Source organism: Dongia soli (genome assembly GCF_034044715.1).
In the GTDB taxonomy this organism is placed as follows: domain Bacteria; phylum Pseudomonadota; class Alphaproteobacteria; order Dongiales; family Dongiaceae; genus Dongia_B; species Dongia_B soli.
On sequence record NZ_JAXCLW010000001.1, the window covers coordinates 194666 to 218332 of the forward strand.

The window sequence follows — 23667 nt, forward strand, 5'->3', positions numbered from 1 at the left end:
CGCGGCGGGCGCCTAATCTGCGGTCGCAATCGGCCTTTGACAAGCCGAATCCGGGATGGTTGCGGTCGGCCGCATCACCCCGATCCTAAAGACTGTTTCCTGTCAAACTGGCCTACCCGCGACCTCAAATCGCATCCCAAGCTCACAAAATCCATACCAGCAATTTGCGCGAGGTGGAGGAAAAACTCACACGTAAATATATAGAAGACTGCGTTTTCCGAAGAGTCATCGATTTATCAGCTGTGTCGTAACAGTGCGCTTTTATCTGGGGCGCCGATTTAACAACCGCCATCTGGCAAAGCCATATGGTGACGGCTACTGAGGAAGGCAAAATGAGCGCTGCAACGTGGCTGCATCATCGACCGATGGTCACCAAACTCCTGATCGCGCCTGCTTTGGCTTTTCTCGTGACAATCGGCCTTCTTGCCGCCTGCGCCCTCGGGTTTCCCACGCAAGCTAGCTATCTCCGCAACATGGGTGACGATCAGGAGCTGGTGATCAGCGTCGCCCAGGCTTTCCGCGAAATATCCACCACCCATGCCTTGCTCTATCGCATCACCGCACAGGGCACGAACTCCACCAATTTCATGGATGCAAGCCAGCTCGACATGAATGCGGCGGTGAGCGAAATCGAAAGTCATATCACCGCCGCAGAGAAAACGGTCGCCAAGCTCGCCGCGGCCATGCCCTCGGTCGATGGCCTGCAGAAGGTCAAAGCCGATATCGCCGCCTATCACGAGATTCTGAGAAAGGTGACCGATCTGGCGTCGCTCGGCTCAGCTTCGGCGATGAAAAAGATTCTCGACGCCGACACAGCCTTCCTGGCGCTGCAAGGCCCCTTCGTCTCGCTGCAGAAACAGCTGCAGGACGCGTCGCAGCAGCGCCAGAACGCTGCAGATCAATACAGCGGGCGCATCCAGCTGGGCTTGACCATGGGTGCCGCCTTGGGCCTGCTGGCGATGACATTGATCAGCTTTTGGCTTGGCCGCTTGCTGGTGCGGCGCGTGCGTATTCTATCCGAAAGCGTCACGACTCTCGCATCCGGCCAGACCAATATCGCCGCTATCGGCACTCATTATCGCGATGAATTGGGCCGGATCGAAACGGCGGTGCTGGTGTTCCGCAACAAGCTTGAGGAAAACCATCACCTCGTCGCGGCACAACACGCCACTGCCGCCGCCAATGCAGCGCGGCAGCAGCGTTTGGAAGAGGCCGTGTATCGCTTCGGCCAACAGATCGAAAGCATCGTCCGGCATGTCGCCCAGGCGGTCGAACAGTTGCATGGCTCGGCCAGCGATCTGAAGGAAACGGCGGGTGCCGCAACCAGTCAGGCCGATGCTGTCGCCGGCGCCTCTGCCGAAGCCAGCACCAATGTGGGCGCCATCGCCTCTGCCGTGGAAGAACTGGCAGGTTCATTGGCGGAAATCAGCCGCCATGTCCGGGAATCTCACCGGATCTCCAATACCGCAATCGATCGCGGGCGGATCACCCATGAGCAGATGGACGCTTTGACCGGCGCCGCCCGAACGGGTCGGCGAAATCACCGATCTGATCCGTGACATCGCCCGCCAAACCAATCTCCTGGCGCTCAACGCCACGATTGAAGCGGCCCGGGCCGGCGAAGCCGGCAGCGGCTTTGCGGTCGTCGCCGGCGAGGTCCGCAGCCTGGCGGATCAAACAGGCCGCGCCGTCGCGGAAATCGGCGAGCGTATCAGCGAAATCCGCAGTGCCTGCAGCAGTGTCGCCAATTCCACTGGTGATGTCCTATCGATCATTCAACAGATGACCGGCCTGTCCAGCGCCATCGCCGATGCGGTGGAAAACCAGAACGGGGCGACCAAGGGCATCGCCGCCAATATGCAGGCGGCCGCTGCCCGCACCGCGACGGTTTCCAGCACCATTCAGGATCTCTCGCGCGCCGCCGGAACAACGGGATCGGGCGCACATCAGGTCTTCAACGCGGCCGATGCGCTAAGCGAGCTTGGCCGGCATTTGCGGCAGGAAGTCGATGTTTTCCTGAAAGTAGTCGAAGCGGCCTGAAAAAGAGCTTTATTCGGCGAGACGTTCCAGGCTTTCCCGCGCACGCGCCTGATGTTCCGGCTTGATATGCCGGGCGACGCTGCGGACGGCTGCATAGATAACGGCCGCATCATCGGTGAAGCCGAACCAAGCCAGGAAATCGGGCGCGAGATCGATCGGGATGATGAAATAGGCAAGCGCGCCGAACAGAACGGCCTTGACCTGCAACGGCGTCGCGGGATCAATCGCGCAGTAATAGGCTGCTACCGCTTCGTCGAGGAATGGCAGCTTGCTGGCGAAACGGCGCACCTTCCGCCAAAAGCCGGCTTCAACCGTCTTCTGGTCCCGTTCCAGCTTCTCGGGATCATAGAGGACGACTTCCCGCCCCGTTTGCTCACCCGCCATTGACGCAATCTCCTCGCGACGCTCATGGCGGCGCAATTCTGCGCCTGCCGTCCTGCATATAAGTCGACTGGGCGGGTTTACAAGCCGATGCAGCCGGTCAGAATCCCGTGAGATCGGCTCCCTTCAACGCCAGCAATTGCCGGGTTTCGGCCGGTGTGGCGACATCCAGGGACAGGTTTTCCAGAATGGTGCGGATACGACGGACCTGATCGGCATTGCTGTGCGCCAATTCGCCTTTGCCAAGATAGAGCGAATCCTCCAGACCGACCCGGACATTGCCGCCCATGATCGCCCCCATGGTGACGAAACCCATCTGGTGCCGGCCCGCCGCCAGGATGGACCAGTGATAATCCTGGCCGAACAATTTGTCGGCAATGCGGCGCATCTGCAGCAGGTTTTCCGGATCGGCACCGATACCGCCGAGAATGCCGAAGATCGTCTGGACGAAAAGCGGCGGCTTGACCAGGCCACGATCGAGGAAATGCGCCAAGGTATAAAGATGGCCAACATCGTAGCATTCGAACTCGAACTTGGTGCCATGCGCTTCGCCGAGTTCCCGCAGGATGTGTTCGATGTCACCGAAAGTATTGCGGAAGATGAAGTCGCGGCTTCTCTCGATATGCTCGCGTTCCCAGTCATGCTGAAACGCCTGATATTTGTTGAGCAGCGGATAGAGCCCGAAATTCATCGATCCCATGTTAAGCGAGCACATTTCCGGCTTCGCCACTATGGGCGCGGCCAGACGCTCCTGGACGGTCATGTTGCTTCCCCCGCCCGTCGTCACATTGATGACCGCATCGGTCGATTGCTTGATGCGGGGCAAGAACTCCATGAAGATGGCCGGATCGGGGCTCGGACGGCCGTCCTTGGGATCCCGCGCATGGAGATGCAGGATGGCGGCGCCGGCTTCGGCCGCCGCAATGGCATCGGCCGCGATCTGGTCCGGGGTCAACGGCAGATAAGGCGACATGGTGGGCGTATGAATAGAACCCGTCACCGCACAGGTGATGATAACTTTGCGGGCGGCCGCCATGAGAAACTCCCCTGGATTGTTGTTTTGCTGTGATGCTGCCGTCCCGCAGCCCTGCTGGCAACGATTTATTAACCAGGCTCGCGGCGTTATGAGGAAAGCCTATTCGGGCCGATAGCGAGACCCACAGAGACCCCTGGGAGACATCCTGGAACCGATCATGTCCAAGCCACGCAGATATCGCCCTCTCATCGCCGCTTTCCTCGGCAGCCTGGTCACCAGTTTCGCTCTGTCGCTGCCTGGCATTGCCGTGGCCCAGGCCAATACCGCGCAGGCCAGCACCCAGGCCAGCCCAAATCCGACCGGCAGCGCCGCCAGTTCCCTCGACGTGATCGTCGATGGAGAGCGGCATAGCTGGCGCCCCTTGGAACAGGGCGCCGATGTCGCCTGGGAGGCCTATCGCAAAGGCGATTATCAAGCTGCCGTGCCGGTCTTCGCCCGTCTCGCCAAGCTCGGCCATCCAGTGGCGGAATGGCTGATGGGGAATGTCTATTTCGCCGGCCAAGGCGTGCCGCAGGATTATCGCCGGGCCCTGGAGTGGTTCGAGAAGGCGGCCAACCAGGGCCTCATGCAGGCCTATGCGCCCACCGCGCAGCTTTATGAACAAGGCAAGGGAACACCGCTCGATCTCGGCAAGGCTTACATGTGGTACAACATCGCCATTGCCAATCTGCCCAGCAGCGTCGAGCGCTATAACCTGATGAAGCAGCGCGATACTGTCGGCGCGCTCATGACCCAGGCCCAGATCGAAGCGGCGCAAAAACGCTCGCTGCTCTTCCAGCCGAAAAAAGTCGTCCCGCCCGATATCGAAACAGCGCGCGAGATGTTGGGCGAATAAAGCTCAGTCCGGCGCGGCCAGCCGCTGGCGCTTTGCCGTTTGCCGTCCCATATGGCCCGCCACTTCCCGACTAGCAGCCGCTTTCGCAAATGATGCAGCGATGTAATCGCGGCAGATCTGGATCGCGGTTTTCGCCTTCATCGAACTGCCCGGCACGGCAGAAGCGGACCAGAGTCCCTCGATCATCGCCCCCAGCCCAAGTCCGATCTGCCGGGCCTGGGTCGGCGAGAGGCCATGCTGGCGCGCGAGATTCCGGCATTGGCGCAGGATTTCGTCGGCGCAGCGCTTTTCGATCCGGTCGATCGCCTGAAGACTGGAATCGCCGTGACAGGCTTCACCCCAGAAGGCAAACCAGGCAGCCGCTTTCGGCTGACTGAAAACGACCGAATCGAAAGCGGCGATGACCATCGCATCGAGAATCTCCCGCGGCTCCCTGAGCCCGTCCGTGCGCTTGCGCCAGACAGCTTCATATTCTTCCGCCAGATCCTGGAACGCGGCACTGAACAATTCTTCCTTGCCGGCGAAATAGAAATTCGCCAGCCCGACGGAAAGGCCGCTTTCCTTTGCCACATCCTGGATGGTTGCACGCGCCACACCTTTCCGGCCAACGACCCGGATAGCCGCTTCAATCAGATGCCGCCGCTTGCGCTGTCCCTTGGCCTGCTGGCTTCTCGGCTGTTGCTCTTTCGGCTGCGATTCCCCGGCCTTCTGACCGTTCATTTCCTGCTTGGCCACGTAACGTCTTTTCCTTTACCCCGGCGAAGCCTGAATAACGCAGCCCATCCGCAGGTTCAAGCATATCCGGGTAACTTCCATTTGAACATTGATTCAAAAATACTGGACTTCGCGATTTTTGTCATGCGATGCTGCCGCGACGTTAAAAAAATCCGGGGAGAGCACGATTTTATGTCCGGGCGGACGGCGGCCCTAACAACGGCGGCAGGGACAAATACCATTCAGGGGAGTTTGATGATGTTGCGTTTCTTGTGTTCTGCGGCCTTGTCTTTAGGTCTGGCGGTGTCGGCGTTCAGCGCCGTGGCCTCGGCCGAGGACAAGGTGCTGAATGTCTATAACTGGTCCGATTATGTCGCGCCGGATACGATCGCCAATTTTGAGAAAGAGACAGGCATCAAGGTCCGCTACGACCTGTTTGAGAGCTATGACTCGCTCTATGCGAAATTGCTGGCCGGGCACAGCGATTACGACGTCGTCTTCCCCTCGGCCTGGGTCATGGGCAAGATGATCAAGGCTGGTGTCTTCCACAAGCTAGACAAATCGAAGCTCAGCAATACGGCAACCCTCAACCCGACAATCATGAAAGTATTGGCCCAATACGATCCGGGCAACGAGCATGCGGTTCCTTATATGCGCTGGTCGACCGGCATTGCCTATGATGTCGACAAGGTGAAGAAGATTTTGCCGGATGCACCGCTGGATAGCGCCGCTCTGATTTTCGATCCGGCCAATGCCGAGAAGCTCAGCCAATGCGGCATCGAAATGGTGGATTCCTCCGAAGAGATCGTCGGCATGGCGCTTGGCTATCTCGGCAAGAATCCACTGTCGACCGATCCCGCCGATCTCAAAGCGGCACAGGAAATGATGGCGAAGATCAGGCCCTATATGAAGAAGATCGGACCCGGCATCTATAACGACCTCGCCAATGGCGAAGCCTGTGTTGCCATCATCTGGTCCGGAGATTTCCGCCTAGCCACCGATGCCATTGCCACCGCCAAGTCACCCATCAAGCTCACCTATATGGTGCCGAAAGAAGGCTCATTCCTCGGCCTTGATGCCGTCGCCATTCCGTCGGATGCGCCGCATTACGAAAATGCACTGCTCTTCATCAACTACCTGATGCGGCCGGATGTCATTGCCGGCATCACCAACTTCGTTCACTACGCCAATGCCAATACGGCGGCGGACACATTAGTGGCCACGGATATCCGCAACGACCCGGTCACCTATCCGACCGATGAGATCCTACAGCGTCTGCTGCCGATGGAAGCGAAAAGCGATCAGGGCCTGCGTGCGATTACCCGCCTCTGGACCAATTTCATGAGCGGCCACTGACGACTTCGAAAGACGGGCCCGGCGGAAATGCCGAGCCCGTCATTTGGGCAACCGTTTTCTGATCATCCCAGATCGATGATTTCGAAATCATGGGTAATGGTCGCGGTCTTTTCCAGCATGATGGAGGCCGAGCAGTACTTCTCAGCTGACAGAGCGATCGCTCGCTCCACCGTGTCAGGTTTTAAATTCCGGCCGCTGACAATGAAATGATAATGGATCTTGGTGAAGACCTTGGGGTCTTCAGTCGCGCGCTCCGCCTCCAACCGCAGATCACATCCCTGGACGTCGTGCCGGCCGCGTTTCAGGATGTGCACCACATCGAACGCCGTGCACCCGCCGGCGCCCAGCAAAACATATTCCATCGGGCTCGGTGCAATGGTCGGTGCGTCCGGCGCCGGGGCCGCATGCATCACCACCGCATGGCCGCTATTGCTTTCCGCGACGAAGGTATTGCCTTCGACCCAATTGACCCGCCCTTTCATCGTCCCGGTACTCCTATGCCCCATATCGCCACTATCGGATCGGCTTGAACCAGATCCGGGTATTGTCATAGCCGACCTCGACGGCCAATTCATCCCCCGGCGCGACGGCAATCGGCGCGAGGAAAAATTCTGCGGCCTGTTTCCAATGGTTGGTTCGGCTGACGCTGCTGGAATGGTAGGTCGTGGTGTTATCCATGAAGAGATCGAACCAAAAGGCAATGCCATGCACCACGCCGGTCTCCCGCACGGAAATCAGCAGGCGCCGCTGGTCCCGCATCGGCATTTCAGTGCAGAAATCGAAATCCAGCGCCGTAAAGGGGGCCGACAGGAACCGGTGCGGATCGGCAGCGAGATCGATCTGCGCATAGGCGGGCGAGCGAAAACGGTCGAAATAACTGAGATCGAATCCCTCGATCTCATGCACCGGATTGATGCGGGCCAGATGTGGACACTCCAGCAAGGCGCCATAGACACGCGCTGCCGCCGGGATGATCTTCGCTTCCGGCTTGACCAGCTTTTGCCTCGCATGGCTCAGCACTTGCAGCATGTTGGGCGCCAACATGCCGATATTGACCAGTTCGGACACGAAGACATCCGCCTTCTCCGGCAAATCGGTCCCCACTTCCAACTGGGTGGATTTCTTGGGGATCACCTTGATGCGGTCGCTAAAGCCGTTGCGGGCGACGGTTTCCACCGCCGCCTCTGCCAAAGCCGGCAAGACTTCGCAGGTCACGACCTGCCCGGCGCCGGCCCGTGCCGCCATCATCGAGACCAGGCCGGAACCCGTACCGATTTCCAGCACCAAATCGCCCGGACTCACCGCCGCTCGCAAGGCCGCGTCATAGGCCCTGTTGCGTTCGGTATCGTTGATCATTGGAATATGCCAGGCCGGTACCATGCTGGAGAGCTGCAGGCGCAAGGCGAATTCCAGATCCGCATCGTCAGGAAAACGCCGCACCGCATCCTGTAACAGCGCCAGCGCTTCCGCCGGCTTCTCCTGATCGTGCAGCACCTGTGCCAGCGAGGCATAAGCCGGCCGGCAATTGGGGTCGATTTCAATGGCGCGCCGGAAATAGCGCGTCGCTGCTTCCATGTCGTCAGTATAATAAGCGAGCTCGCCGAGATTGAAATGGGCGTCCACAAAACCGGGCTGATGCAACGCCGCTTCCTGAAAGCAGATCGCGGCTTTCTCCAATTGCCCCTGGAACTTCAAAGCAAGGCCGAGATTATTGATGGCGCTGATCAGGCCGGGCATTACCGCCAGCGACTGACGAAAGCAACGCTCGGCATCCTCGGCCTGTCCCAGCCGCAGCAACGCATTCCCGAGATTGTTCCAGATCAGGCCGTCTCCGCCATCGAGATTGGTCGAGCGATAAAATGCCTGGGCCGCTTCCTGGAAACGGCCCATTTCAAATAGCAGGACCCCGCAGCTATTCTGATATTTGCTGTTCGTCGCATCATGGGCGGCGGCTCGCTCCAGCCAGCCGAGCGCTTCGTGCGCTTTGCCGCCTTCGTGGTGAATCATGATGCCCATGAGATGCATGGCAGCAGCGTCACCCGGTTGCTGGTGCAATGCCTCCTCGCAATACCGCCGGGCGCCTGCCAGATCGATACGTGCAATCGCACGCATTGCCTGTTCCAGCAGGGCCGATTGGGGCTCTGTCGTCATCTCATTCCTCATCGCGGTATCGGAGGGCATAGCGGCCCGTATTTACTCTGCCACCCGTTACGAGTCGGCCGCCATCCCCAATCGGGCAGGCGCATGGATCGCCGTTTGAAACAACAAAGAGCGATACGCGATAAGGAGAGGGCAGATCAAACGAGGATATTGACCAAGGAGCCGCGCGGCAGGTTGGGATTGGGCGGCGCATCGCCAAGATCAATCTGCGGCGTCGATGCCGCGCCATCGCCCGAGCTGGGTGCCGCACCCGCCGCCGCACCAACTATCGGCGCCGGATCAAGCGCAGCTGCCTGGGCCAGCAGATTCGTCAGGGTCTGACCCTGAACCTTTGCCTGGCGCATACTGGCGATCGAAACTTGCTGCGCCCGTTGCGCATTGCTCATCTGAACGGCGGCGGCACCAGCGGCGGCGATATCCATGGGTCGTTCCGAACGGCTACGGGTTAAAGATCAGCTGACGATATCGAGCAGCGATTTCGTCATCTCGCCATCGGTCTTCACCACCGCAGCATTGGCTTTGACCGCATTCGCCGCTTCGCTCAGCGAGACCGCATCCTTTGGATCGAGGGAGCCGGCGGCCACGTTCTGCGCCGTGTCGGTCAACTGCTTCTCTGCCTTTTTCAGGCCGTGCAGGGCATTTGCCGTGGTATGGCCGACCGAAGAGACATCCATCTGTGCAACTCCATAAAGAACAGGCAACAGGCATCAGCGCGGCGCCAGCCAGATGACAGGACGTTACCCTAGACACGCCGCGTTAACAAATTATTGAGGCCCAGCCAGCAGGAAGTCGCTTCATTGGCGAAAATCGGTGCTTTTTTGTCTAGAAGCGGCATCGCCGCGCACTTAGCTTATGCAATATCGCAATCGCAAAAAAGAACGAGCCGCCGAGTCGGCCTGGAGAGAGTTTCCATGATGCCTTCGCTGCACCGTATCCGCCCGCGCCGTTCCGTCCTCTATTTACCGGGCAGCAATGCCCGGGCGCTGGAAAAAGCCCGAACGTTGCCGGCCGATGGCTTGATCCTCGATTTGGAGGATGCAGTCGCGCCGGAGGCCAAGGAAACCGCCCGCGAGATGGTGGTTGAGGCTGTGCGCTCGGCCTCTTTCGGTCATCGCGAAATCGTCGTCCGGGTCAATGGCCTCGACACGCCCTGGGGCAGCGAGGATGTGCTGGCCATGGCCAAATCCGGCGCCGATGCCGTGCTTTTTCCCAAGATTCAATCTCCCACGGATGTCCGCATGGCCGTTGCCGCCTTAGACCGGGCCGGTGCCCCGGCAAGCTTGCCGGTCTGGATCATGGCGGAAACCCCGCGCTCCATTCTGCATATCGATGCCATCGCTGCGTCCAGCCATCGCCTGGCCTGTATCGTCGCCGGCACCTCGGACCTGACCCGCGAATTGCGCGCCCGCCATACGGCCAGCCGCGACAGCGTCTATACCGCCTTGTCGCTGACCGTGCTGGCCGCCCGCGCCCATGGCCTGGACGTGCTGGATGGCGTGCATCTCGATCTTGAGGACGAGGCAGGCTTCACCTTCACCTGCGAGCAGGGCCGCAATATGGGCTTTGACGGCAAGACGCTGATCCATCCCAAGCAGATCGATATCGCTAACCGCGCCTTTGCCCCCTCGGAAAAGGAACTCGCCATGGCCCGCAAGGTTGTGGAAGCCTGGCAGGAAGCCCGCGCCGCCGGCAAAGGCATTTGCGTCGTCGACAACCGCCTGATCGAGAAGCTGCATGTCGAGGAATTCGAACGCTTGCTGGCGCTCGATGCGGCAATCGGCCGGTTAGGAACCCGCCCGGCTGCCGCTGCGTGACGCGGTGACTTGCGCCGCCTGCTCGCTCAGGCGGCCTTGCCCCGGCGCTCCTGAATGACCGACGTCCAGCGCTGGGTCACGACGCGGCAGAAATCAGCCGCACGCCGACCATACTTTTTGAGTTCGTCGCTGGCGCGCGCCAACTCAGCGGTGCCTTTGACATCGCCGAAACGTTTCATGATGACATGGCCGAAACTCTCGATCCAATGTCGCGCCTGGTCTTCCGAGACCTCGAAGTGACATTGGAAGCCGTAAGTGGTCTGACCGAAGCGGAAGGCCTGGTTTTCGCAGGTGCTGCCGGTCATCAAGCGGACGCCCTTCTCAGGGATCCCGAACGTATCCTCATGCCATTGCATGATCCGCTGACGCGGTGCGAGCCCGGTCAGCAGCGGGTCGTTCTGCCCGTCCGCCGTGATATCGATGGGCAAATAGCCATATTCGAATTCGTCATTGCGGCGAACCTGGGCGCCGAAGGCACGCGCCAGCAACTGACCGCCAAGGCATAGACCGAGCATCGGCTTGGCTTGCTCGTGAAAGGCGCGCAAGAGATCGAGCATGGGCGGGAAGGCGGGGAAGTTCTTGTCATCACCGGCATGTTGCGGTCCGCCGAGAATGACGGCTGCATCGTAATCGCCGGGTGCGGCCGGCAGCTTATCGCCGTCATGCGGCAGGATGGTGCTGAGCTTCGCACCTGCCGCCATCAAATAATCACCGACCAGGGATACCGGCGATGAATGATCGTTTTGAATGACGAGAACATGCATATCGGCCACGGCCTCCTAACCCCGCATGTAGAGACGGCCGCGCCAGTTTGCACCGGCATCGGCCGCTCATGGTCGATAAACCCAGATCATGGCGCAGCCTTTTCTCGGATGCAACGGTTCGGAAACAATGGCGGCGACGTCGATTTTAACCAAGTTTCCCCGCGAAAGGCGGTTTTCCCAATTAGTTAATTGTCGATTGCCCGGCCGGCAGAAGCCTTTCCGGCGGCAGGATGATCATCGCGCGTGTTCCTTTTCCGACCTCGCTTTCCAATTCCAGGCGGCCGCCATGGCGTTCCACCAGCAGACGGCTCAAGGAAAGGCCAAGGCCGGTTCCCGTGGTGGTGCGGTTGAGCGTGTTGGACACCTGCACGAACGGCATGAAGATGCGGTTGAGATCTTCCGACGAAATGCCGATGCCCCGGTCGGTCACGGAGATGACCAACTGACCGGCGCCGTCGATCTCGGCGGCAAGGTCGATCTTGCTTTGCAACGGCGAGAATTTGATCGCATTGGAGAGCAGATTGATCAGAACCTGACGGAGACGCCGCTCATCACCCATCAGCATCACCTGCGGCAAGGGCGATAGTTCCAGCGTGATCTCCGACTTAGTCGCTTGGCCGGAGGCGATACGGGTCGCCGCCATCATCAGCGCCGGCAGGAAGACCTGTTCCTGCACGATCTCCATGCGGTCGGCTTCCAGCTTCGAATAATCGAGGATGTCGTTGATCAAGGATAGCAGATGCTGTCCGCTGCTGCGGATATCGTCGAGATATTCGGTGAGCCGGTCTGGCATCTTGCCGACCGAGGCATCGATCATCAGAAGTTCGGAAAAACCGATAATAGCGTTCAGCGGAGTCCGCAATTCGTGACTCATCGTCGCCAGGAACTGCGATTTCGCCTTGTTGGCCGAGGCCGCATGGCGGCGCGCAGTCTCCAGCTCCGCGGCATGGAGATGCGCCTGTTCGACCGTCCGTTCCAGCAGCACCATCATCGTGCCGATCGCCGCATACCGGCCATTCTCGGTGATGACAAAGCCGGTGCCGATGGCCTCGGGGTGATCAAACGCAATCATCGCTTTCAACTGATCGATTGTCGTCGCCATATCGACCGCCAAAGGGCGGGTATTGATCAGGGGTGCGACCGGCCGGCGATTATAAACGTCGTACCAGAGCGGCTGGGAGAATTGAAACAGCAGCCGGTCTCGCTCGATCACGCCGATCAGCTCGTCATCAGGCCCCACGACAGCAAAGATCGGCAACGACGGATGGGCGGAAAACAGATCCAACACCTCGCCGCCGGTCAAATCAGCGCTGATCGGGGGCGCAGGCAGCGCCACATCCCGAGCTGTATAGCGCGTGATCCGGATTTCATCCATTTCCGGTTCGACCGAGAACCGGTGCTGGTTTGCCGTGGCTAATTCAGGCATCTGGTCAAATCCGCGCATACCACGATGGATCTGGGGAAAGCTGGGGGGAACCGGGGCGTTACCGGGCGCTGCAATATCTGCGCCCGAAGGAGTTGCTAAATCGTTAGCCTGGACTTCACAGTCGTTGGCGCCGAGCCGGTTGCCGATCGCTGCGCCGGCATGTTGCCGAGCGTTGCTTGCGCTCTCAACAGCAGTTTGCCAGCGGGCAGACGGCCGCTCCGTATCTACAGCGCGCCTCATTTGCCAGTCGGGCCGCGGACTTGCAGTCATGGGTTGCTCCATCGGCTACGACCGATCGTCTCAATGCATGGTGCGGAGCCCCAATCAATCGTCAGCGCGCCGACCGTACCTGTGTTCAGCGACAGATTAATGACGGATGCATGAAGCCCACACATCGCCGTATATCGTTCGCTATTTTTCGGAGATTCCCGACTGACCCCTAGCCTGCGCTCGGGGGTTATGGATACTGCAATACGTCATGGATGCCCGCGCCAGGCGATAGCAGTGAGGCTAAAGCAGATTATCGGCCGTAGCGGTAGAGCTCGGTCCCGTTCTCTTCGAGCCACTCGCGCGACGCATTGACGGTCCGACACAATTCGCCGCACAGCTTCCAGAAACGCGGGCCGTGATTCATCTCCTTGAGATGGGCGATCTCATGGGAGATGACATAGTCCAGGACATGCCGGGGGGCCAGGATGAGACGCCAGGAGAAAGACAGTTCACCTTCGCTGGTGCAGCTACCCCACCGGCTCTTGGTATCGCGGATGGTGATGCGCTTGATCTTGCGGCCGATCTGCTCCGCCTTGGCATGCGCGCGCATTTCGATCTCGCGGCGCGCCTCCAGTTTAAGCCAATCGGCAACGCGGCGGCGTAGATGCGCCTCCTGCCCCGCGACGTGAATCTCCTGATCCTCGCACCAGACGACTCCGCGTGCATTCGGCCGATGACGGATACGATGATCGACACCGAGAAAGGGAATGACAGCGCCATGTTCAAAGGGCACCGTCTCCGGCAATTGGTCCAGTCGCTCTGCGATCCATTCCTTGTTCGAAAGCACGAAGCGCTTGCCCTCATCACGCGATGTGCGTTTTGGCAAGACCACAACGATACGCGAAGAGCCATAATCGAGACGCATGATGATGCGCCGCGCGCGATTGTTCTGCTGAAAGACAAGGGGAACGCTGCGAGCCGTGAAACTGAGCATCTGCACATCCGTGGCTTCCGCCATCGGGCGGTTTCGCGAACGCCCTTTCGGGGACTTCGCACTCTCCTTCTTGTGTGCGATTTTTTCGCGATTTTTCGGGACTTTGCGCATGCCTACATCGATTGCTGAAGAGATCTGATGCCGGCAGTCTAGGCTCCCTAGAAGCCCCGATTCAACCACTTACGCCTTTTTTCAATCTCGCGCTCTTATTCCTATAAACTTGACCTCTTTCGGCCGAAATAAGGGTCTGTTTTCGCTCGATTCCCCAGGCGTAGCCACCAATATTTCCATCATTACGCAAAGCGCGGTGGCATGGGATCGCCAGCGCGACAGGGTTGGCTCCGCAGGCCTGCCCCACAGCCCGGGCAGCGCCCGGCTGGCCGATCGCGGCAGCAATTTCGCCGTAAGAGCGCGTCTCGCCGCGGGGGATGCGGTTCAGCTCTTCCCAGACCCGGCGCTGAAACGCGGTGGCCTGGATATCGAGCGGCAGATCGGCATGCGGCAGATCGCCGCGCATCCGGCGCATCAATTCCGCCATGTAGATTTCGACTGTCCGATCGTTTCGTTCGATCTCCAACGCTGCGGGAAATTCCGCTTGGAGATTGGCGATCAGGTCCGCTTCCCGATCGCCCAATTCGACGCGGCATAAGCCGCGTTCCGTTGCCGCCACCAGGATGAGGCCGAGAGCGGATGACGCGATGCCATAGGTGATGCTGGCCCCGCGGCCGCCCTTGGCGTAGCTGGCTGGTGTCATGCCCAGTGCCGCGTCAGCCCGCTCATAGACCCGGCTGGATGAGCCATAGCCTGCATCGAAGGTGGCCCCCGCGACTCCGCCATTGCCGGCCTTGAGACCCGTCTGCAAGCGTTTCAGCCGTAAGGCATCGTCATATTGCCTGGGGGTGACGCCGGTCAGCCGTTTGAACTGACGCTGCAGATGCCATGGACTGAGGCCGCAATGAGCAGCCAGCTCATCCAACGTCACCGGACCTTCCGGAAAGCTGGCAACACGTTGTTCGATATAGGCGACCGCGCGGCGCGCCATGGCCAGACCGCCCGTCTCACCGGCTTCCTGTAGCTGGGGCAGCATGTCGGTATCCTGTGTTGTGGGTTTCACTTTGCTCATGGATCACCGATTTAGGCCGCTCTCGCCGCTTTCTCTATCCGATGCTTGCGCCGGATCGGCTCGATTGTATGCTGGCCGGCAAGCTGCCGCCATCGCGGCGCACGATTCCAGCGATCGCAGCGAACCATTGACGAGCCATGCCATGCCGCCAGCATCAACCATCATGCCGCCGTTCCACCTGGCCTTCCCGGTCGCCGATCTTGCCGCGACGGAGCGTTTCTATGTCGATCTGCTCGGTTGCCGGATCGGCCGGCAGGCGGAGAAGTGGATCGATTTCGATTTCTTCGGCCATCAGATTTCCGCCCATTTGCGGCCTGAGGAAACCGGCCTGGCCAAACGCAATGAAGTTGATGGCGATCAGGTCCCGGTTCGCCACTTTGGCGCCATCCTCGACTGGGATAAGTGGCAGGATCTGGCCGATCGGCTGCAAAAGGCCGAAACCCAATTCATCATCGAGCCGCATATCCGCTTCAAGGGGCAGGTCGGCGAACAAGCAACAATGTTTCTGCTGGATCCCAGCGGCAATGCCCTGGAATTCAAATCCTTCAAGGATATGAGCCAGATCTTCGCGACCTGAAGCGGCTTTCGTTAAGCCCAGTCGACGATGTGATCTTCCAGCGGACCAGCCTTGGTTTCGGTCACGGCGCGGCCGCGTACGGACATGCCAGCCCGATGCACTGTTTTTGGATCGCCTGAAACCAAAGGGTGCCACCATGGCAAGTCCTTGCCGTCGCGGATCAGGCGATAGGCGCAGCTTTCCGGAAGCCAGTCGATCTTTCCGACATTACGCGGCGTTAGCTTGATGCAATCGGGCACCAATTCATGCCGGTGAACGTAATCCTTGCACCGGCAATTCCGCAGGTCGAGCTGCCGGCAGGCGACATTGGTGAAGAAGAGTTCTTCGGTATCCTCGTCGATCAGCTTGTTGAGGCAGCATTTCCCGCAGCCGTCGCACAGGCTTTCCCATTGCACTCGCGACATTTGCCCCAGCTTGGTGGTTTTCCAGAAGGGAAGATTCTCGGCCATGATGTTATCCTCGGCATAGCGGCCAGGCGCCGCCACGAGCGGCCTCGATCGTAATCTGTCGACCTACCGCGTTTGCGATCAACCGCCCTGGGCCATTACGAATTGGCGCCACCGGGGATAGATCTCCTGGCGCCAGCGGCGGCCATTGAAGATACCGTAATGGCCGACATTTTTCTGCAGGTGGTGAACTTTTTTATCCGCCGGCAGGTTGCGGCAAAGATCATGCGCCACTTTGGTCTGGCCGGCACCGGAAATATCGTCCAGCTCACCTTCAATGGTCATCAGCCCGGTCCGTTCGATCGCCGCCGGCTCCACCAGGACGCCGCGATGCCGGAACGTGCCCTCGGCGAGGCTGTGCTCCTGGAACACATGGCGCACGGTATCGAGATAGAAATCCGCCGACAGGTCCATGACCGAGAGATATTCATCGTAGAAGCGCCGATGCGTATCGGCGCTTTCGCCATCGCCCTTCACCAGGTTCTGGAAGAATTCCAGATGCGATCCCACATGGCGATCGGGATTCATCGAGACGAAGCTGCCCAGCTGCAAGAAGCCGGGATAGACCCGCCGCAGCGCCCCCGGATGCCACAGCGGCACCGCATGCACCATGGTGCGCTCGAACCAGTCGAGGGGATAGCTTGCCGATAGCTCGTTGACCTCGGTGGGATTGACGCGGGTGTCGATCGGTCCACCCATCAAGGTTACCGAACGCGGCCGCGCCGGATCGCCGGCCGCGGCCATCAGTGCAACCGCGGAAAGGACCGGTGGCGATGGCTGGCAAACGGCGATGACATGGGTTTCGGCGCCAAGATGGCGGATGAAATCGAGGATATAATCGATGTAATCGGCAAGATCGAAGCCGCCCTGGGACAACGGCACCAGCCGGGCGTCGGCCCAGTCGGTGATATAGACATCGTTGTCAGGCAGAAGCGTTTCCACGGTTCCCCGCAGCAGGGTCGCGTAATGGCCGGACATTGGCGCCACCACCAGAACCTTCGGCTGCGGCTGCGCGACCGTCGCAGGCAAGTCGCGGCGAAAATTCAGCAGATTGCAGAACGGCTTCTGCAGTACCACGGTTTCCTTGACCGTGACCTCTTGGCCGCCGACCAAGGTGTGGTGCAACCCGAACCTTGGCTTGCAGTGACGCTTCGTCGTGCGGTCGAAGATCTCGCACATCGCCGCCGTGGCACGCCCCGCCGCCGTATAGGAAGCCGGCATCATGGGATTCGTCAGCATATGCTGCCAATATCGCGCGACCATGCGGGCCGGTGTCAAACTCAGCAATTGGGCATCGATCGCCTGATAAAGCATTTTCAAATCCCGATCCGTTCTAGGCTCACCGGCTAACGGCACCGTCATGCGGGCCGCGCAACCAAATCGGTACTCTCGCCGCTACCTTGACGATAAGTGTCGGCCTCCGACCTTTATAAACGGTAAGTACGGGTTCCGCGGTGCGCAAGAATATTTTGCTGCAGTGCAGAATTGTGTTTTTTGATTAACGTATGAGGAATAGCCGGAGAGGCTGCTGAAGGCCTTGTTTTGAAACGAATTTTTGCGACTACCCGAAAATCGCGATGGCCAGGAGAGCGATGACCGCCAGCACGATCGCCAGAATGGTCAAGGCGATGCCGATGATCCGCAGTAGCCGCTGTTCAGGTACGCTGCCGAGTCCCAGAGCATGGGTCCCCCGGCCGGCCAGGAGCAGTAGCCCGATCAGATTGAGCATGAAGCTTCCGGCCCCCTGCAATTCAAGCAATGCCATGAGTATCAGGGTGATCGGCGCATATTCGACGAAATTCGCCTGGGCACGGATGCGGCGCCTCAGCGTTTCGCTCGCTCCCTCGCCAAACGACACATGGGCCCGCCGTCGTTCCGACATGACCCGGAAACAGAGCGCCAGAAACAAGATTGCGAGCAGCACCGCGTAAATCGAGGTCGTGGTCACCGGAAGATACATCAAAGATACTTCCGCACTTCCGTGGCGATGTCGTCCGGCGTGGCCTGCGGCCCGAAATGCGCAAGGTATTTGCCATCCCGATCCATCAGATAGATCAGGGTACTGTGGTTCATCAGATAGTTTTGCGGATCGGTGCCACCCTCCTTGGTGAAATAGATCTTATAGGCATGGGCCGCCGCTGTGACCTCGTCGACGCTGCCGGTCAGGGCGCGCAGACGCGGATGAAAGTTACTGGCATATTCCTTCATCACCTGCTGGGTATCGCGTTCCGGATCGATGGTGATGAAAACCGGTGTCACCTGATCGGCATCCGCCCCCATCTTGTTCAGTGCCGCCGTGATGGTGCCCAAAGCCGTGGGACAGGCATCGGGGCAGAAGGTGTAGCCAAAATAGATCAGCGACAATTTGCCTTTCAGATCGGCCTCGGTCACGTGTTTGCCGTCCTGGTCGGTCAGGGAGAACGGCCCGCCGATGGCCACGCTTCCGGCTTCGGCGCCAACGCTGCGCTGATAGAGTTTCCAAGAAACAAGGCCGCAGAGACCCAGAATTGCCACAAGACAGGCAATCACCAGGCCGCGCGCCATTCCCGATTTCGGCATTTAGGCTTTCTCGCTGTCTACCCAGGCTGGTTACCCAAGCCTGCACGCGGCCTACCATACTGCCGGCCTAGCGCCTGCCGCCAGTGCCCCGTGAACGACGCGGAATTATGTCGCAGGGGGGCTGCTGGCGGGCTTCCTTGACCTAACCTGGGAAGAGAAAGGCGCGACCACAGGCCCGGGCAATAAGGCAGCATCAATAGGGTGCGAGTGCGCTGATTAATGCCTGGGTATTCGGGTTCTGGAACTTCCGCTGGATCACGATGGCATAGGGGGTGGCGCCCTGGCCGTAATAGGCCTTGTTCCAATCGTCCTTCTTCACGATGCCGGATCCTTCGAAGGAAATGCCGCCGTAAAGCCCTGAGGTCTTGGCAAAGCTATAGACATCGGACCCGAAATTCGTCGTCGTATCCGCTCCCATGCCCTGGCCGACCGGACCGGCCGCGGCCGAGACATTGCCGCCGAGCTTCATCTGGTTGTCCAGCACGGCATTGAGCGCTTTGTCGCTCATGATCGTGAAGACCGCCTCGCTGGTCTGGCCGCCGAGCTGTAGGCCGATGCTGCCAGAAGCGAGTGTATAGAAGGCCGGCTGACTCCATCCACGCTGCGGATCCCGCACCATCAGCAGCCCCGATCCGCCTTCCCCGCCGATGATGACGCCGGCGCGGAACAGGCTGGGGAAGATCATGACAGCCTTGGCCCGCTTCACATAGCTGGGCAGCTGCGAAAAATCGGGCGAGGTGATCAGCTTCTCGAAGCTGATTCGCGATTTTTCGACCAGTTCCTGCTGATCGCTGAGCGCCAAAGCTGGCGGCACGAAACTGCATGTTCCTGCGGCAGCTGCGGCGATCAGGAACGCGCGTCGATCAAGGCTCATATCATACCTCCGGCGATTCGGTTGGATTGCTTCGGATGATGCGCGCAAGAGATATCGTCCGACTCGGTGTCATGCAATGACTTCGCGAATCTGGCTAGGAGGAAATTATGGCAAGCCTATGGCAAAAACCTTTCGCTGTGCCAATAGGAGACTGAAAGCCCAATCCGACTGAATTTGAGTGGACAGGTCTAGCGTGCCAGATTTTGCGGATGCCGATTGACGGCGACAATTCGCCAGGAAGCTCCCTCGCCGGCACCGTCGATACGGTCAATCCGGGTGATTGAACAGGTATCGATGGAAAAGCCCAGGGCCCGCTCCGGATCAAGCTCAAGCGCGACGGCCAGGGCCGCCCGTATCGCGCCGCCATGGGTGACGGCAACGATATCGCGGCCAGGATGCTGCCGGGTGTGGCGATCGATCGCTCGGCTAACCCGGGCGATGACATCACGGAAGCTTTCACCGTTCGGCGGTGCATGATCCGCCGGTGCGTGCCAGAAGCGATGATAGACACCGTCCCGTCGCGCCTCCAAATCGGCATAGGTCAAACCCTGCCAGTCACCGAAATGCTGTTCCGCCAAATCCGGCTCGATGGCTATCTCAGGTTTCATGCCGCCAGAAGCCAGGTGGATGGCGTCAGCGGTGGCATGGGTTCGGCGTAACGGCGTCACCAGCCAGACCGGTTCGGTCGGCAGCAAGATGGCAAGCTCGGCAAACAGCGCGGCGTCGGAACAGTCGCAATCAAGGTCATCCTGGCCGTAAATACGGCCATGCGCCCCCACCACCGGGGCATGACGCACCAACCACCAACGGGTAACTGTCTGTGTCATTCCAACCGCATCAGCTAAAGGTCACGAAATTGATCAGGACGGCGACCTCGACCACTTGTTGGATCGCGCCCAGGACATCGCCGGTATAACCGCCGATATGGCGCTGGGCGAGTTTGGCGACCAGGAAAGCGGTAACCAACGCCGATACTGTGGCCACGATCGCCGCACCGGGCCCGCCAACCAGCAGCACAATGACGACGCCCAGGCCAAGGGCCCAATACATGCTATCTGCCGGGGGCTTCCCGGCATGGACAGCCAAGCCATTGGGCCGCGCCAAAGGCAGCGACCGCATCGCCACCGGCAGGACGGCACGGCTCAGCACATGCGCGGAGATCATCGCGCTGGCAACCTGCGGCAGCACCGCAAGATCGGCGATGGCTCCCACTTTAAATAGGGTCGCAATCACCAGCGCGAGTACGCCGTAACTGCCGATCGTGCTGTCGCGCATGACGGCGAGCTTGCGCTCCCGGTCCCCGCGCACCCCCAGCATATCGGCGAGGTCGGCCAGGCCGTCCTCATGCAACGCACCCGTGAGGACGGCAGTGGCGGTGACGGCAAGGACAGCAGCCAGCAAGACGGAAAGACCAAGGCGCAGAGCAAAAATATAGGCCAGCAACCCGATCAGGCCGACGAGTGCCCCCACCAGCGGAAAGGCCCTCACTGCCTCCGAGAGGGGTATGGCCGGTGCCCGGACCGGCAACCGGGTGAAAAAGCCCAGTGCCGCCAGCAGATCGCGCCACCAGAACCTGGCGAAACGGTCATAAGCGGAAGCGGTTGGGGATGCTGGTTTGCGCGGCGGCTCACTAGCCGTCCGCCCGGCCTCAGCCGTCGCACTCTCATTGCCCGTCGCTGTGTCATGAGCGGCCGGATGCGATTCGGTTGCCGTCGCGTCGGCTTCTACGGCGGCGCCCGTCCGATCGATGTGGCTTGCCGAAACGGCGGTTTCGGCAGAGGGCTGACCTGGGTCCTGCTCGGCCGGCTCACCTTCAAGGGCTGGGTCCTGACCTTTCTGATCATCGTCCTGCGGTCTGTCCTGGGTCATCGGCTCGATCCATTGGTCGCAGTTATGTCGCGGCTGGGCAAGTGCAGGACCTGAGGGTCAACGCAATCTAGCCTGCGCCTGACGGGCACGCGTCATTGGGCATGCCTCATATTGCCTGCCGCCGCGACCGGGTCTATCACAGCGCCAGATTAAAAACACCACCCTCGCATATGGAGCCTATGTTGGATCGCCAACCTGTCGCCAGTTTCGCCGAGATCCGCCAGATTTTGCGCGACCTTCCCGGCCCGGATCTCGAAGCCGCCACCCGGACCGCCACCCGTGAAGCGCTTTTGACCAAGCCGACCGGCGCTCTGGCAAGGCTGGAAGAAATCACCCAATGGCTCGCCACTTGGCAGGGCAAGCATCCGCCGGCCGTCAATCATCCCCGCGTCGCCGTCTTCGCCGGCAATCACGGCGTGGCGGATCTCGGCGTCTCGGCCTATCCCAAGGAAGTCACCGCCCAGATGGTGCTGAACTTCCAGTCCGGCGGCGCTGCCGTGAACCAGCTTTGCAAGAACGCCGATGCCGATCTGCGCGTCTATGAAATGTGCCTGGACCAGCCGACGGCCGATTTCACCCAAGGGCCCGCCCTGACCGAGGAAGAGACGGCCCGGGCCATGGCTTACGGGATGATGGCGGTCGAGCCGGGCGTCGATCTCCTCTGCGTCGGCGAGATGGGCATCGCCAATACGACCAGCGCCGCCGCCATGGCTGCGGCCCTATTCGGCGGGACCGGGCAGGAATGGGCCGGGCCGGGGACCGGCATTCATGGCTCCGCCCTAAGCCGCAAGGCCGAGGTGATCGATCTCGGCCTGGCGCGCCACCGCGACCGGTTCGAAGACGGCCTGGCCATCCTGCAATGCCTCGGCGGCCATGAATTGGCGGCGATCGCCGGCGCGGTCATTGCCGCACGCATGGCCCGCGTACCGGTCCTGCTGGATGGCTTCGCCAGTACGGTTGCAGCGGCCACGCTGCTTAAGCTTGACAGTCATGCCCTGGATCACTGCCTGGTGGCGCATTGTTCGGCCGAGCCGGGGCATCGCAAGGTGCTGGCGAAGATGAACAAACAGCCGCTGCTTGATCTTGGCATGCGTCTCGGCGAAGGTTCGGGCGCAGCCCTGGCAATCCCGCTGATTCGCGCGGCTGCGATGTGCCACAGCGGCATGGCGAGTTTCGCAGAAGCCGGTGTCAGCAATAAGGATTAAGAAGGGGGCTCGACGCCACAGTGCCGTCGCGCCGTGGCGGAGAGCGATTGATGAGCGACCCTGTAACAGCCGATCCGATGCTGCGCGCTTTTCTGCTGGATCGGCTGGGGTTGCGCGGGCCTTTATGGGCGGCCGATATGGCGGCGCGGTCAGCGCAGGATCTGGGCATGATCCAGATCGATTCCATCCGCGTCACAGGACTGCGTAATCATGAGATCGCCTGGGCGGCGCGGACCGATGCTCCGGTGGCGGATTTCTACCGCCTGCTCTACGACGCCCGCGGCATGCTGGAGACACATTATCCGATTTTCGCCACCCGCCGGGATTGGCTGCCTTGGTTTCTCAAGGATTTCGGAAAGACCATCAGCGCCGACCGTCTGGCTGAGATGCGGCCGCTGATGCGGCGCCTTACCCGGCATATCGCCGAGCATGGCCCCGTCTCGCCCGCCGATTTCCAGTCGGAACGCGTGACCGGCGGCTTCAACACCATCAAGGCAACAACCAAGGCGCTGGAATATCTTTTCTATCTCGACAAGGTGCAGATTGCAGGCCGGACCACCCACTTCCATCGCCTGTTCGATCTGACCGAGCGTATCGCCCCGGAGTTGCTGCGGCCGGTGCCGGAGTGGCGCCGCAAAAGCGGTCTGTTCTTCGTGCAATCGGCGCTCTCGGTCCTGAAACTGGCGACGCCGCAGCAACTTGCGGAACGCACGGCCCATCATATCGGTTCCTGGCGGGGCGGAGGCCTGCCTATGGCAAGACTGCTGGTCGCCAAGGCTCGGGAACGCGGCCTGATCGTGCCGATCCCTTTTGACGGCAAGGAAATGCATCTTGCTTTGCAAAGCGACATCGATGCATTCGCGTCCCGTGCGACGCTTGAGGATGATGTCGTCCGCCTTCTTCCGCCTCTCGACAATTTGCTGTTCAGCCGGCGGCGCCTGACCGAGCTATTCGGTTTCACTTACAAATTCGAGGCTTACACGCCGCAACACCAGCGTCGCTTCTACTTCGCCCTCCCGATCCTGTACCGAGATGCAATTGTGGGACAAATCGACATCAAGAAGGGCGGGGCGATCTGGCAGATCTTGGATCTCGATATCATCGCGCCCGTGCCATTGGATGGACTGCGAGGCGCGATTCATCGCCTGGGCCGAATCGCAGGCGCCGGCGAAGTCAAATCGAGCAATCGGCTTGCGGCCAAATGGCGGCGCGGATTGAGCGGTACCATTTCCTTCTAAAGGCTTTTTCACGGCGTCGTGAGGAGCCGTCGCGTTGCCTCATTCA

The 23667-nt window shown here is 60.3% G+C and carries 26 protein-coding genes; 8 read left to right on the plus strand and 18 right to left on the minus strand.

What is annotated here, in order from left to right:
* Positions 1-332: 332 nt before the first annotated feature.
* Together SMD27_RS00880 and SMD27_RS00885 are read left to right on the plus strand one after the other, a co-directional pair.
* Complete coding sequence (locus SMD27_RS00880; protein ID WP_320506452.1) at positions 333-1559, plus strand: methyl-accepting chemotaxis protein; 1227 nt, start codon at positions 333-335, stop codon at positions 1557-1559.
* A gap of 22 nt (positions 1560-1581) precedes the next feature.
* Positions 1582-2040, plus strand: a complete 459-nt coding sequence (locus SMD27_RS00885; protein ID WP_320507525.1) for a methyl-accepting chemotaxis protein — start codon at positions 1582-1584, stop codon at positions 2038-2040.
* Positions 2041-2049: 9 nt separating this feature from the next.
* Here the strand turns inward: SMD27_RS00885 and SMD27_RS00890 are convergent, their stop codons facing one another.
* Positions 2050-2424 carry a YkvA family protein gene (locus SMD27_RS00890; RefSeq protein WP_320506453.1) on the minus strand — a complete coding sequence of 125 codons (375 nt, stop codon included), beginning with the start codon at positions 2422-2424 and terminating at the stop codon, positions 2050-2052.
* A gap of 97 nt (positions 2425-2521) precedes the next feature.
* Positions 2522-3457 carry a BKACE family enzyme gene (locus SMD27_RS00895; protein WP_320506454.1) on the minus strand — a complete coding sequence of 312 codons (936 nt, stop codon included), beginning with the start codon at positions 3455-3457 and terminating at the stop codon, positions 2522-2524.
* Positions 3458-3614: 157 nt separating this feature from the next.
* On the opposite strand from SMD27_RS00895, the gene SMD27_RS00900 reads away from it, so the two are divergent.
* The gene (locus SMD27_RS00900) at positions 3615-4292 is read left to right on the plus strand and encodes a tetratricopeptide repeat protein (protein WP_320506455.1); all 678 of its coding nucleotides are present in this window, start codon (positions 3615-3617) and stop codon (positions 4290-4292) included.
* A 3-nt stretch (positions 4293-4295) separates the two neighbouring features.
* Here the strand turns inward: SMD27_RS00900 and betI are convergent, their stop codons facing one another.
* The gene (gene betI / locus SMD27_RS00905) at positions 4296-5027 is read right to left on the minus strand and encodes a transcriptional regulator BetI (RefSeq protein ID WP_320506456.1); all 732 of its coding nucleotides are present in this window, start codon (positions 5025-5027) and stop codon (positions 4296-4298) included.
* A 234-nt stretch (positions 5028-5261) separates the two neighbouring features.
* Here betI and SMD27_RS00910 point away from each other — a divergent pair, with 234 nt between their 5' ends.
* Positions 5262-6362, plus strand: coding sequence for a polyamine ABC transporter substrate-binding protein (locus SMD27_RS00910; RefSeq protein WP_320506457.1), 1101 nt, complete (start codon positions 5262-5264; stop codon positions 6360-6362).
* Between the two features lie 62 nt (positions 6363-6424).
* On the opposite strand, the gene SMD27_RS00915 is transcribed toward SMD27_RS00910, so the two are convergent.
* From SMD27_RS00915 to SMD27_RS00930, 4 genes are all read right to left on the minus strand, one after another.
* Positions 6425-6844 carry an OsmC family protein gene (locus SMD27_RS00915; RefSeq protein WP_320506458.1) on the minus strand — a complete coding sequence of 140 codons (420 nt, stop codon included), beginning with the start codon at positions 6842-6844 and terminating at the stop codon, positions 6425-6427.
* A 31-nt stretch (positions 6845-6875) separates the two neighbouring features.
* Complete coding sequence (locus SMD27_RS00920; protein WP_320506459.1) at positions 6876-8513, minus strand: tetratricopeptide repeat protein; 1638 nt, start codon at positions 8511-8513, stop codon at positions 6876-6878.
* A 146-nt stretch (positions 8514-8659) separates the two neighbouring features.
* The gene (locus tag SMD27_RS00925) at positions 8660-8944 is read right to left on the minus strand and encodes a hypothetical protein (RefSeq protein ID WP_320506460.1); all 285 of its coding nucleotides are present in this window, start codon (positions 8942-8944) and stop codon (positions 8660-8662) included.
* 30 nt (positions 8945-8974) lie between these two features.
* Positions 8975-9196: a hypothetical protein gene (locus SMD27_RS00930; RefSeq protein ID WP_320506461.1), complete on the minus strand. Its 222-nt coding sequence runs from the start codon at positions 9194-9196 to the stop codon at positions 8975-8977.
* Between the two features lie 237 nt (positions 9197-9433).
* On the opposite strand from SMD27_RS00930, the gene SMD27_RS00935 reads away from it, so the two are divergent.
* Positions 9434-10336 (plus strand): HpcH/HpaI aldolase/citrate lyase family protein, encoded by a 903-nt coding sequence (locus SMD27_RS00935; protein ID WP_320506462.1) that lies wholly within the window; start codon positions 9434-9436, stop codon positions 10334-10336.
* A gap of 26 nt (positions 10337-10362) precedes the next feature.
* Here SMD27_RS00935 and SMD27_RS00940 read toward each other — a convergent pair whose 3' ends face one another.
* The 4 genes from SMD27_RS00940 to SMD27_RS00955 form a co-directional block, all read right to left on the minus strand.
* On the minus strand, positions 10363-11100 hold the full coding sequence (locus SMD27_RS00940) for a type 1 glutamine amidotransferase (protein WP_320507526.1): 738 nt from the start codon (positions 11098-11100) through the stop codon (positions 10363-10365).
* 181 nt (positions 11101-11281) lie between these two features.
* Positions 11282-12526: an ATP-binding protein gene (locus SMD27_RS00945; protein WP_320506463.1), complete on the minus strand. Its 1245-nt coding sequence runs from the start codon at positions 12524-12526 to the stop codon at positions 11282-11284.
* A gap of 520 nt (positions 12527-13046) precedes the next feature.
* Positions 13047-13754 (minus strand): M48 family metallopeptidase, encoded by a 708-nt coding sequence (locus SMD27_RS00950; RefSeq protein WP_320506464.1) that lies wholly within the window; start codon positions 13752-13754, stop codon positions 13047-13049.
* A gap of 148 nt (positions 13755-13902) precedes the next feature.
* Positions 13903-14853: a bifunctional transcriptional activator/DNA repair enzyme AdaA gene (locus SMD27_RS00955; RefSeq protein ID WP_320506465.1), complete on the minus strand. Its 951-nt coding sequence runs from the start codon at positions 14851-14853 to the stop codon at positions 13903-13905.
* A gap of 142 nt (positions 14854-14995) precedes the next feature.
* On the opposite strand from SMD27_RS00955, the gene SMD27_RS00960 reads away from it, so the two are divergent.
* Entirely contained in the window at positions 14996-15430 is a 435-nt protein-coding gene (locus SMD27_RS00960; protein WP_320506466.1) for a VOC family protein, read from the plus strand.
* Positions 15431-15441: 11 nt separating this feature from the next.
* Here SMD27_RS00960 and SMD27_RS00965 read toward each other — a convergent pair whose 3' ends face one another.
* The 7 genes from SMD27_RS00965 to cobS form a co-directional block, all read right to left on the minus strand.
* Positions 15442-15879, minus strand: coding sequence for a YcgN family cysteine cluster protein (locus SMD27_RS00965; protein ID WP_320506467.1), 438 nt, complete (start codon positions 15877-15879; stop codon positions 15442-15444).
* A 78-nt stretch (positions 15880-15957) separates the two neighbouring features.
* Entirely contained in the window at positions 15958-17190 is a 1233-nt protein-coding gene (locus SMD27_RS00970) for a polyhydroxyalkanoate depolymerase (RefSeq protein WP_320506468.1), read from the minus strand.
* 247 nt (positions 17191-17437) lie between these two features.
* Positions 17438-17836, minus strand: a complete 399-nt coding sequence (locus tag SMD27_RS00975; RefSeq protein ID WP_320506469.1) for an MAPEG family protein — start codon at positions 17834-17836, stop codon at positions 17438-17440.
* Positions 17836-18435, minus strand: coding sequence for an SCO family protein (locus tag SMD27_RS00980; protein ID WP_320506470.1), 600 nt, complete (start codon positions 18433-18435; stop codon positions 17836-17838). The genes SMD27_RS00975 and SMD27_RS00980 overlap by 1 nt, the downstream gene beginning before the upstream one ends.
* Positions 18436-18628: 193 nt before the next feature.
* On the minus strand, positions 18629-19309 hold the full coding sequence (locus SMD27_RS00985) for a lipid-binding SYLF domain-containing protein (RefSeq protein ID WP_320506471.1): 681 nt from the start codon (positions 19307-19309) through the stop codon (positions 18629-18631).
* A 188-nt stretch (positions 19310-19497) separates the two neighbouring features.
* Positions 19498-20136, minus strand: a complete 639-nt coding sequence (locus tag SMD27_RS00990; protein ID WP_320506472.1) for a histidine phosphatase family protein — start codon at positions 20134-20136, stop codon at positions 19498-19500.
* Positions 20137-20146: 10 nt separating this feature from the next.
* Positions 20147-21178: an adenosylcobinamide-GDP ribazoletransferase gene (gene cobS / locus SMD27_RS00995; protein ID WP_320506473.1), complete on the minus strand. Its 1032-nt coding sequence runs from the start codon at positions 21176-21178 to the stop codon at positions 20147-20149.
* 179 nt (positions 21179-21357) lie between these two features.
* Between cobS and cobT the strand changes: the two genes are divergently transcribed.
* Together cobT and SMD27_RS01005 are read left to right on the plus strand one after the other, a co-directional pair.
* On the plus strand, positions 21358-22383 hold the full coding sequence (gene cobT / locus SMD27_RS01000; RefSeq protein ID WP_320506474.1) for a nicotinate-nucleotide--dimethylbenzimidazole phosphoribosyltransferase: 1026 nt from the start codon (positions 21358-21360) through the stop codon (positions 22381-22383).
* 50 nt (positions 22384-22433) lie between these two features.
* Entirely contained in the window at positions 22434-23621 is a 1188-nt protein-coding gene (locus SMD27_RS01005) for a DNA glycosylase AlkZ-like family protein (protein ID WP_320506475.1), read from the plus strand.
* Positions 23622-23667 lie beyond the last annotated feature (46 nt).